The 10,004-nt window shown below is 39.3% G+C and carries 10 protein-coding genes; 2 read left to right on the forward strand and 8 right to left on the reverse strand.

Going from position 1 to position 10,004, the window contains the following annotated elements; genetic code table 11:
- The 7 genes from uraA to rpsF all read right to left on the reverse strand — a co-directional run.
- On the reverse strand, positions 1-1,192 hold a 1,192-nt coding region (gene uraA / locus RYP29_RS07245; protein WP_311532786.1), incomplete at its 3' end, for a uracil permease.
- A 27-nt stretch (positions 1,193-1,219) separates the two neighbouring features.
- Positions 1,220-2,548 (reverse strand): FtsW/RodA/SpoVE family cell cycle protein, encoded by a 1,329-nt coding sequence (locus tag RYP29_RS07250; RefSeq protein WP_311532788.1) that lies wholly within the window; start codon positions 2,546-2,548, stop codon positions 1,220-1,222.
- 1 nt (position 2,549) lies between these two features.
- Positions 2,550-3,209 (reverse strand): tRNA (guanosine(46)-N7)-methyltransferase TrmB, encoded by a 660-nt coding sequence (gene trmB, locus RYP29_RS07255; protein WP_311532790.1) that lies wholly within the window; start codon positions 3,207-3,209, stop codon positions 2,550-2,552.
- Positions 3,210-3,355: 146 nt separating this feature from the next.
- Complete coding sequence (locus RYP29_RS07260) at positions 3,356-4,048, reverse strand: carboxymuconolactone decarboxylase family protein (RefSeq protein WP_311532792.1); 693 nt, start codon at positions 4,046-4,048, stop codon at positions 3,356-3,358.
- Between the two features lie 475 nt (positions 4,049-4,523).
- On the reverse strand, positions 4,524-4,754 hold the full coding sequence (rpsR, locus tag RYP29_RS07265; RefSeq protein WP_004693795.1) for a 30S ribosomal protein S18: 231 nt from the start codon (positions 4,752-4,754) through the stop codon (positions 4,524-4,526).
- A gap of 39 nt (positions 4,755-4,793) precedes the next feature.
- Complete coding sequence (locus RYP29_RS07270) at positions 4,794-5,192, reverse strand: single-stranded DNA-binding protein (RefSeq protein WP_005382135.1); 399 nt, start codon at positions 5,190-5,192, stop codon at positions 4,794-4,796.
- A gap of 21 nt (positions 5,193-5,213) precedes the next feature.
- The gene (gene rpsF / locus RYP29_RS07275) at positions 5,214-5,498 is read right to left on the reverse strand and encodes a 30S ribosomal protein S6 (protein WP_311532794.1); all 285 of its coding nucleotides are present in this window, start codon (positions 5,496-5,498) and stop codon (positions 5,214-5,216) included.
- 243 nt (positions 5,499-5,741) lie between these two features.
- On the opposite strand from rpsF, the gene RYP29_RS07280 reads away from it, so the two are divergent.
- Positions 5,742-6,971: an LL-diaminopimelate aminotransferase gene (locus RYP29_RS07280; RefSeq protein WP_156930973.1), complete on the forward strand. Its 1,230-nt coding sequence runs from the start codon at positions 5,742-5,744 to the stop codon at positions 6,969-6,971.
- A 94-nt stretch (positions 6,972-7,065) separates the two neighbouring features.
- On the opposite strand, the gene RYP29_RS07285 is transcribed toward RYP29_RS07280, so the two are convergent.
- Complete coding sequence (locus tag RYP29_RS07285; protein ID WP_311532798.1) at positions 7,066-9,288, reverse strand: autotransporter outer membrane beta-barrel domain-containing protein; 2,223 nt, start codon at positions 9,286-9,288, stop codon at positions 7,066-7,068.
- A gap of 276 nt (positions 9,289-9,564) precedes the next feature.
- Between RYP29_RS07285 and RYP29_RS07290 the strand changes: the two genes are divergently transcribed.
- The coding region (locus RYP29_RS07290) for a diaminopimelate dehydrogenase (protein ID WP_311532800.1) at positions 9,565-10,004 on the forward strand (440 nt) is incomplete at its 3' end.

A 10,004-nucleotide genomic window follows, 5' to 3' on the forward strand; every position in this document is an offset into this window, starting at 1 on the left:
CAAGACCCATGCCTTTCAATACAACAGGACCTACAGCAAGTTCTGCACCGCTAAGGCCTACAACGAGGATAACGGATGTAAGAATCATGTTAACAGGGTTTGTGTAATCTACTTTACGTTCTACTAACATGCGCAAACCAGATGCTGCGATGATACCGAACAAGAGAATGGATACACCACCCATAACAGGGACCGGAATGGCATGAATAAGAGCGGCTACCTTGCCCACGAAGGAAATAATCATAGCCAATATAGCTGCACCGCCGATAACCCAAACGCTAAAGCACCGTGTAATTGCTAGTACTCCGATATTTTCACCATACGTTGTATTTGGTGTAGCCCCAAAGAAACCAGAAAGAATATTGGCAAGGCCATCACCTAATAAAGAACGTTCTAAACCAGGTTCTTTCATAAGATCTTTTGATATAATGTTACTTGTAACAACAAGGTGACCCACGTGTTCCGCAAATACTACAAATAATGCTGGCATAATCATGACGATGGCATTGATATCAAATTCAGGCATACCATAAAACTGTGGTAGCGAGAACCATGGTGCCGCTTCAACAGCGGAAAAATCGACAACGCCCATGATAGCAGATAAGATATAACCTGCCACTACGCCGATAAGCACAGGAATTACAGCAAGGAATCCTCGGAATACGACGGTTCCTAACAAGGTCACAATCAAGGAGAACATAGATACTATGATAGCCTGCTCATGAGACATGCCAAGATTTTGATCACCGATGAGTCCAGCCATGCCCATAGCGACTGGAGCTAGTTCAAGGCCGATGATAGCAACGATAGCCCCCATCGCAGCTGGTGGGAATAATTTATCAATCCAACCGATACCAATATAGCGAACTAAGAACGATAAAATAACAAAGGATAAGCCAAATACGACAAAGGCGCCTTTAGCTGCCTCATAACCCAATCCTGCAGCCAATACCGCACTGACAGGAGCAATAAAAGCAAAACTAGAGCCTAAATAGGCTGGAATCTTGCCTTTACATACAAACAAGTATAATAAAGTACCGATACCATTCATAAATAATGCCGTTGCTGAATCGACTTTCAACAAATACGGTACAAGTACGGTAGAGCCAAACATAGCAAATAAATGTTGAAAGCTAAGTGGCAATAATTTACCCAATGATGGGCGTTCTTGAATATCAATAAAATCGTTCATAATTTTCCCTCATACACAACACATATATTATCGTTTATTTGGTGGTACAAAACGTCCCGGTAATTTAGATTCAACCGTTCTATTCGGTCTAAACCGACTCTGCGTTTCCTCGCGCAACGACGGTAACGTTTCCTTATTACCTACTGGTTTAACACCTTCTACGCCACGTCTCGCAATACTTGCTAAAATACCGATGGCCAAACAGTTCATCATTAGAGAAGAACCACCATAGCTAACGAATGGCAATGGTACACCTGTTACAGGTAGCATACCACAAACCATGGCGATATTGAAGAATGCTTGACCACTGATAAGAATCGTAATCCCAATGGCTAACCATCTACCAAAAGCATCGCGTGCTCTATTAGCAATACGGAATCCAAAATACGTAAACATGGCCATTAAGAATACGACCAGAATACCGCCTAAAAAGCCCATTTCCTGTGCCCAAACAGCGAAGGCAAAGTCCGTATGTGCTTCAGGTAGATAGAAATACTTTGACGTACCATTCAAAAGGCCTTGTCCAAAGAACCCACCTGAGCCTACGGCTAACAAACCTTGTACAGTTTGATAGCCTTTATCCTGTGCATAAGACCAGGGATCAAACCAAGATACAACGCGTTCCCACCGATACGAACTACTACGAGCAGCATAAATACCTACGACAATAGCCCCCATCAAAGATAAGCCAAATATACTTTTCTCAAAGCCAGATAAGAATATTAATAGGTAGGAGAAACCTATAATCAATACGGCAGTCCCCATATCCGGCTGTTTAATGGTGAGCAAAGCAAATATGATTGGCCAAAGCAACATATAGCCCATATATCTTACGCGTTCAAAAATATAACCTAATGCTACCTCTTTTTGAGACAAACCCTTCTTAGGTTTAATCATAGATGTAAATTGGGGTTTTACCCACGGTTTATCCGCCAATTTAGCTGCTGTCCACATGAGTGCAGCCAATTTAGCAAACTCTGATGGCTGGAACGAGAATAGGCCAAGAGAAATCCACCGGCGCGCACCATTGACCTCTACACCGACCAAATATATAGCCACTAAGGATACTGCGGTCAATGCCATTATCCAGGTCAGTAATTTAGTATTTTGTAATCGACGATAATCAAATCGATACAAAAGGACTCCCAAAATAGCAGAAGCCAATAAATAACCTAAATGTCTCGGTGCATAACCCAACAATCCAGTATCTGTTGTAATCGACCCAACATAGGTGGCACTAAAGATATTAATGCTACCAATCAAGGCCATAAGCGCTATAGGCAATAACATGCCTTGTAGGTCGTTCTTAAACACTTTCTCCCAAAAGTGTCCCTTCTTTTCCCCTTTTTGCAACATATTATGCCTCCTTAGTAACAGTCGGTTTCACTGCTTCTAATCGGAAAATAGGTTGTCCCTTTGCGCTAAATTTCTCTTCATATTCCGTTTTTACATTCGGTAAATCTGTACTATGTAAATCATAGGTGACATTCTTGAGTTCCCACCCACAATTTTTGAACTCATCTAGAGAGAATATAAACAAGTCTTCATTATCGGTTTTAAAGTGTACTTCGCCATTATCTTTTAACAAACGTGCATAGCGGTCAAGGAATGTATGATATGTTAAGCGACGCTTAGCATGTTTAGCCTTAGGCCATGGATCACAGAAATTGATATAGAATCGATCTACTTCACCAGGGGCTACAATTTCTTCAATTCCTGCAATATCAAACAAAGATACTTTTGCATTGTCCCGTTGAGCTTCGAAAATCTTTTGTGCTGCATAGTAAATTACACCGATTTGAACCTCAAAACCAACAAAATTTGCATCTGGATATGCTTCAGACATGCCAGCAATAAATCGTCCCTTACCAGTGCCTAGTTCCATGTATAATGGTCTTTCTGGATGCGAAAAAGCCTCTCTCCATTTGCCTTTATAAGCCTCTTGTCCTGATAAAATAATGTGTGAATCATACTCGTGGATAGCCTCATCAATCCACGGTTTTCTACGAAGACGCATCGTTACTCCTTATATGTCTATTCTGAAAGTACTATATTACATAACTAATTGTTACCTATCCTTATTATTATAGAAAAATGCTTTACTTTACGTCAATTAGTAATATAAAAAAGCCCCTGTCATTATGAAAAGACAAGGGCTCATCATTAATTAGATAGCATATTTTCTAAGTATTCAATTTGTTGTGGACTCAAACCAAGCTCTGTTAAACTTTTCTTAGATGTAGCAAACACCGCATTGGATTTACCAACACGAGTACCTAATGCCGCTGCTGCTACGAGTTCACGATCAAGTTTGCCTAAACGTGATCTGTTTCTATTTTGTGGTTTTGGCTTTTTAATACGGAATGTATTATATTTTACAGCTGTTGATGCTTCATCAGCTTTAATTTTGGCAGCCATATTTGTACTATTTGAGCCATTACCTAGTAGAGCACTTAAGCCCACTCGCTTTGGCACAAGTTTATCATAATCTACACCAAACTCAGGGCGTTCTTCGCGAAGTTGCTCAAATGTAGCAAGAGCCGCATTCATTTGCTTTAAACCCGCTGCAGAGTACAACTGACGAATGGCAATACTTACCTCTTGAGGTGTCAAAGTACCGCGTTCAATAGCAGAAATAATCGTTTCTCTCAAGGAGCCAAGATCTCCGCTAGCTGTATAACGTCCGATTTCAACAAGATCTTTTTGACGTTCATTGAGCTCTTTTGGCACATATATATTAAATTCTGAGATGGAAGGCGCTTTTTTAGTTATCGGTTCTGCGGCACCATTTACCTCACACAGATAACCACTGCTGACTACAGCCAAAGCCACGGCCAAAGTTAAAAACTTTTTCAATGTTTCCAAATCTCCCTTTACACACCAACAAAAGCACGTTTACGTTCATATACTAACCAATACAGATTTATAAATTAGTAAAACTGTATCATACATCCAAATGGGTCAGTCTATTTTTATTATATACTACTTCATCTATTATTTATAGTCATATTGATAAAAAACTATAAAATATTTTATTTATAAATACTATTTATAACTCATATTCATATATCCAAAAAGTAGTAGTTTCTATGCTAATTAGCAAGAACTACTACTTTTCAATTTATTTATAAACAATATTTATATAAGTTATATTCTGTAGAGATTTTAACTTAGCAATGCTTTTACATCAGCTACAATTTGTTCTACAGAAACACCGTTTTCCTGCAAAATATACCACAATCTAAGAAAAAGAGCCAGTCCATACAGAACCAGCTCTTTATGTAGCAAAAAGGCGGTACAACCAAATGGTTATACCGCCTTGATTCATCAATTATTCTGCAGTGAATGGCAATAAAGCGATTGCACGTGCACGTTTGATAGATGTAGTCAATTTGCGTTGATGTTTTGCGCAAGTACCGGAAATACGACGAGGTAAGATTTTGCCGCGTTCAGTCGTGAAACGACGAAGTTTTGCAACATCTTTATAGTCGATTTGATCGATATGGTCTGCACAGAAAACGCATACTTTTCTTCTTGGCTTTCTGCCTCTATCTCTTCTCATTGCGAATCCTCCTTTTCGAATTAGTAGGAGTCTCGGACACTAGAACGGGATGTGTTCGTCATCGCCGCCTGTACTGAAACTATCAAAATTGGACCCACCATCGAAAGAATTAGTATTCATATCAAGGGATTGGCCCACAAAGTTCGCTACCACTTCAGTAACGTAACGTTTTTGACCATCCTGAGTCTCGTAGGAACGAGTTTGCAAGCGACCTTCTACAAAGCAGCGACTGCCTTTACGAAGATTACCTGCCGCTTCACCAAGTTTGCCCCATGCAACGCAATTAATGAAAGCAGTTTGTTCTTTCGTTTCATTGGTTGTAGAGTCAACATAAGTATTAGTAGCAGCTACTGTGAAAGTTGCCACTGCTCTACCAGTTTTAGTAAAACGTACTTCAGGATCACGAGCTAAATTACCTAGAATTTGTACAGAGTTCATCTTTTCTCCTCCAGGCTTTAATTATGCATCGTGTTTAACAATCAGGTGTCTTAAGACATCATCGTTGATTTTCAACACACGGTCGATTTCTTTAATTTCAGCTGGATTAGCTTCGAAATTAACCAATACGTAGAAACCGTCAGTGAATTTTTTCACTGCGTAAGCAAGACGACGCTTGCCCCAACGATCTACCTTTTCTACTGTGCCGCCTACACGAGCAATTAAAGCTTCCACTTTTTCAATGACAGCGTTAGTTGCTTCTTCTTCAGCTGGTTTCACAATAACCATGACTTCGTATTTGTTCATACAAAATCACCTCCTCTTTCGGACTAATGCCCCTATCGACACATAGGGGTAGGAAGTGCTTACCATTAATAAGCTCTACTATTATAACCTATAAGTAAAATGAAAGCAAGTAGGTCCTATATAATAAACGGCTCATTATCATTAATGATATAATAGATTTAAAATTCTATAGAAACCTCTTGCGTCAATTCCTTCTATATTTTACTATATATAGAGAATTCTAAATTACAAAAAGGAGTCATCATGGCTAATATTAATGAAAACTATTTAAACCTACAAGGTTCTTATTTATTTGCTAACATTGCTAAAAAAGTAGCGGATTACCAAGCAGCTCATCCAGATGCTGACATTATTCGTCTTGGTATCGGCGATGTAACATTGCCTTTAGTACCTGCTATCGTAGATGCTATGACTAAGGCTGTTCAAGAAATGGGCAAAGCTGAAACATTCCGCGGTTATGGCCCGGAACAAGGTTATGATTTCCTTCGTAAAGCAATTATCGAAGGCGATTACAAACCATATGGCATCGAAATTGGTATGGACGAAGTATTCGTTTCTGACGGTGCAAAATCCGATGTTGGTAATATTCAAGAATTATTCAGCGAAGATAATATCATCGCTATCACCGACCCTGTATACCCTGTATACCTTGATTCCAACGTTATGGGCGGTCGTACAGGTCAAGCTGTTGATGGTATGTTCGAAAAGGTTGTATATCTTCCTACATTTGCAGAAAATAATTTTTCTCCAGAATTTCCTTCTGAACGTGTAGATATCGTATATCTTTGCTCCCCTAACAATCCTACAGGTACAGTACTTAGCCGTGCACGCTTAGCCGAATGGATTAAATGGTGTAAAGAAAATGACGCGATCTTGATGTTCGACTCCGCTTATGAAGCTTTCATCAGCACGGAAGACACTGTTAAATCTATCTATGAAATCGAAGGTGCACGCGAAGTAGCTATTGAATTCCGTTCCTTCTCTAAAACTGCTGGCTTTACAGGTACACGTTGTGCCTACGCAGTAGTTCCAAAAGAGGTAACAGGCAAAACTAAATCTGGCGAACGTCAACCTTTGAATCCTATGTGGAACCGTCGTCAATGCACTAAATTTAACGGCGTACCTTACATCGTTCAACGTGGTGCTGAAGCAGTATATTCCAAAGAAGGCCGCGAACAAACTCGCGCAAACATCGCTTACTACAAAGAAAATGCACGCATCATCAAAGAAGGCCTCGAATCCATTGGCCTTACTGTATATGGTGGTACTGATGCACCTTATATTTGGTTAAAAACACCTGGCAACATGACAAGCTGGGAATTATTCGATCTTCTTCTTGAAAAGGTACAAATCGTGTCTACACCAGGTTCTGGTTTCGGTCCACATGGCGAAGGTTACCTTCGTTTAACTGCATTCGGCAGCCGCGAAAATACAATCCGTGCTGTAGAACGCATCAAAACTTTACAATTCTAATACATGTATAACTAAAAATATGTAATACAAAACGGTTGTGAAACCTTCTCTCCGAATGTTTCACAACCGTTTTTATTTTAAATCTAGATACTAATTAAAAGTTATGACGAATACCCGCATCTACACGATAGGATGTATCAACAGTACTACCAAAGTTTTTAGTAAATGTTCCATATAAATATGTATTTGGACGGAAACTCCATGAACCACCGAGTTCAAGATCAAGCCAAGTATCTTTCAAATCTACTACGCTATTAGTCGTTGGTTCACCGGCCATGCTATAGGTTGCTTTCATCTTGCCAGAGAATTCATGCGCCAATGCAGCTTTAAGGAAAACATTACTATTCTTAGCTTCCTTACCGATGCCAATGCCTAAGCGGCCTATAGCGGAATTAACTGCATCAGAATTAATATGAACTGTGCTACCTGTATTCGTACGAGCATCAAAGCTTTCACCAGACAAGCGGCTAAGAATCAATTCTGCGCTAGGATCGATATAGAAACCATTATTTCTCTTGATACGTTTACCATATTCAAGGCTCAAAGATGCACCCGTATTACGGTAGTCACCACTCAACGACGTTCCTAAGCTGTTATGTACGGTAAAATCATTTTTCAAACGATTGCCTTTAGCAATGATATCTAAGTAACGGCCATCATTAAATTGTTTAGCCCCATAGAATGCTAATCCAGCAGTTTTACCAGAACCTGAACCTAGTGCATAATCACTGTTATTTGTGCCATACAATAAAGCACCACCTACAATCCAGTTTCCTCGTTTCGTATCATAGCCAATTTGCGCCATATTATAATTTTGATTTACATAGGCAGAGTCTGTAATTTTAGATTTACCACCAATATATTTGCCCCATACGCCTTGATTATCGGAGTTAAGACGCACATCACCTAAGCGGCGTTGTAAATCATTGGTATCAGCTCGCATTTGCATAACAGAAGATGCTAATGCACTCTTAGCACCGGATACAATTTCACTTTCACTAGTGGATAATACGGTTTTATTAGACACCACAGCACGTCCATCTGCATCAAAATCATCTGGGCTAAGTTTAGCATTTAATGTAGGGCTAATTACACCTGTTTCTAAATGCACATTAACACCAAGGTTTCGCTCACCCTTCGTATATCCATTGTAGACTATTTTCTTCACAAATTGATTTTCTGCTAATCCTGGAATCTCGGCATTAGCTTGTTCTTTCAAAGCCTCTACTGAACTACGCAATGTAACAGAAGAGCCAGGGTCAGCATGATTAATTACAATTTCACCTTTACCGTTTTCTGCAGCAGGTGCACCTTTTTCATAATCAATAGCTGTATGACCAGCATAATTATTAATCGTAATAGGCCGTGCATCTACGGCTTGGATAATGCCGCGGCTACCTTCTGTGGCACCACCTATAAGATGCTCTACCTTACTACCTGTATTGAGATAATTTGCAGTATCTGGTCGGCCTTGTGTAGGGTATTCACGTTCAGCGCCTAACCATTCATTACGCCATATAGCACCATTTTGTAAATACAATCTCAAACCGCCATGATGAGGATTATTGTTACTTTCATCAAATTCATTGAGTACACCACCCACTAATTTAGAATTTGGTGTCGTTAATCCCAATGAAATTTCTGATCCATGATTGTGTGGATTTGTATCAATACCATAGTTTTTATTGATAAAACCAATATTGCCATACATATTGACGTCCTTAGCACCTGGCTTCAATCCATCCATGCCAGTATTCACATAGACAAATCCTTCTTCTGAAAGTGCAGAATATGTATCAGATGTCGTTAAAGGATGTGTCTTTACATCTGCCCCACCTAGAATCCGAATGTATCCATCCTTATTAGCTTGCAAACCTACGCCAATGGCATCTACTTTGGCATTACCTTGTACGGTAATACGGGTATCATCATTATTACCATCATTTGTAACCCCACCATAACCAGCATATATACCACTCATGTAATAGTGTGCTAAGTCTGGTCTGCGCTTCTCTCCACTTTCCGCAGGTGCTGGATTTACAACCGTTACATTTATATTTTTATCTATGTCAACCTGAGATCCATCAAGGGCATAAATACCTGTAACGTTATTATGGTATTTACTTCCATTTACACCAAGACCAGATACATTGACGGTCAAATCATCGGTATAGTGTTTATTCTCACCCCAAAAACTCAATCCAATAGATTTTCCATCCGTATGACTTTCAACTGTAGTGGCTGACACCATGACCTCTGCACTAGCACCGGTAATAATTAAAGCAGCAATAACAGCAAGGTTTATCGTTCTTCTCATCTCATAACCTCCTCAAACTATACACAATAATATGCATATATTCATTGTATATATAGTAGGGGTATATGTGTCAATTTTTGCACATATGATGTTTTCTTTTATGTATATTCCCATACGCAATGTATCGATATAATGATGAATAATAACAACCGAATTATTCTCTCCACATAATATATGTAGTATAACTCTATAGAATATTATAAAAAGAGAAATTTCTATGTTATAATAAGTATATTAGTTATTACACTGCATTTTATAATTATATAGGAGGCTAATATGAGCAAAATTCGTATTGGTATCGTAGGCTATGGCAACTTAGGCCGTGGCGTAGAAGCATCTGTTAAATTGCAACCAGATATGGAACTGGTAGGCGTATTTTCTCGTCGTAAAGGTTTAGAAACAGTGTCTGGTGTTCCTACATACACTATGGAAGATTTGCCTAATTTCAAAGGTAAGATCGATGTTATGGTTCTTTGCGGTGGTTCTGCAACAGACCTTATCGAACAAACACCAATGGTAACAAAATACTTCAACTGCATCGATTCCTTCGATACACATGCACGTATCCCTGAACATTTCGCAAATGTAGACAAAGTAGCTAAAGAAGCTAAAACTGCTACATTGATTTCTTGCGGTTGGGACCCAGGCATGTTCTCTTTACAACGTGTTTACGCTGAAAGCATCTTGCCTCATGGCAAATCTTACACATTCTGGGG

It is taken from the genome of uncultured Veillonella sp., assembly GCF_963534045.1.
Classification (GTDB): Bacteria; Bacillota; Negativicutes; order Veillonellales; family Veillonellaceae; genus Veillonella.

Coding starts and splice junctions, on each gene's coding strand:
- RYP29_RS07250 (WP_311532788.1), bottom strand. CDS start 2,548: ATGTTGCAAAAAGGGGAAAAGAAGGGACACTTTTGGGAGAAAGTGTTT.
- trmB (WP_311532790.1), bottom strand. CDS start 3,209: ATGCGTCTTCGTAGAAAACCGTGGATTGATGAGGCTATCCACGAGTAT.
- rpsR (WP_004693795.1), bottom strand. CDS start 4,754: ATGAGAAGAGATAGAGGCAGAAAGCCAAGAAGAAAAGTATGCGTTTTC.
- RYP29_RS07270 (WP_005382135.1), bottom strand. CDS start 5,192: ATGAACTCTGTACAAATTCTAGGTAATTTAGCTCGTGATCCTGAAGTA.
- rpsF (WP_311532794.1), bottom strand. CDS start 5,498: ATGAACAAATACGAAGTCATGGTTATTGTGAAACCAGCTGAAGAAGAA.
- RYP29_RS07280 (WP_156930973.1), top strand. CDS start 5,742: ATGGCTAATATTAATGAAAACTATTTAAACCTACAAGGTTCTTATTTA.
- RYP29_RS07285 (WP_311532798.1), bottom strand. CDS start 9,288: ATGAGAAGAACGATAAACCTTGCTGTTATTGCTGCTTTAATTATTACC.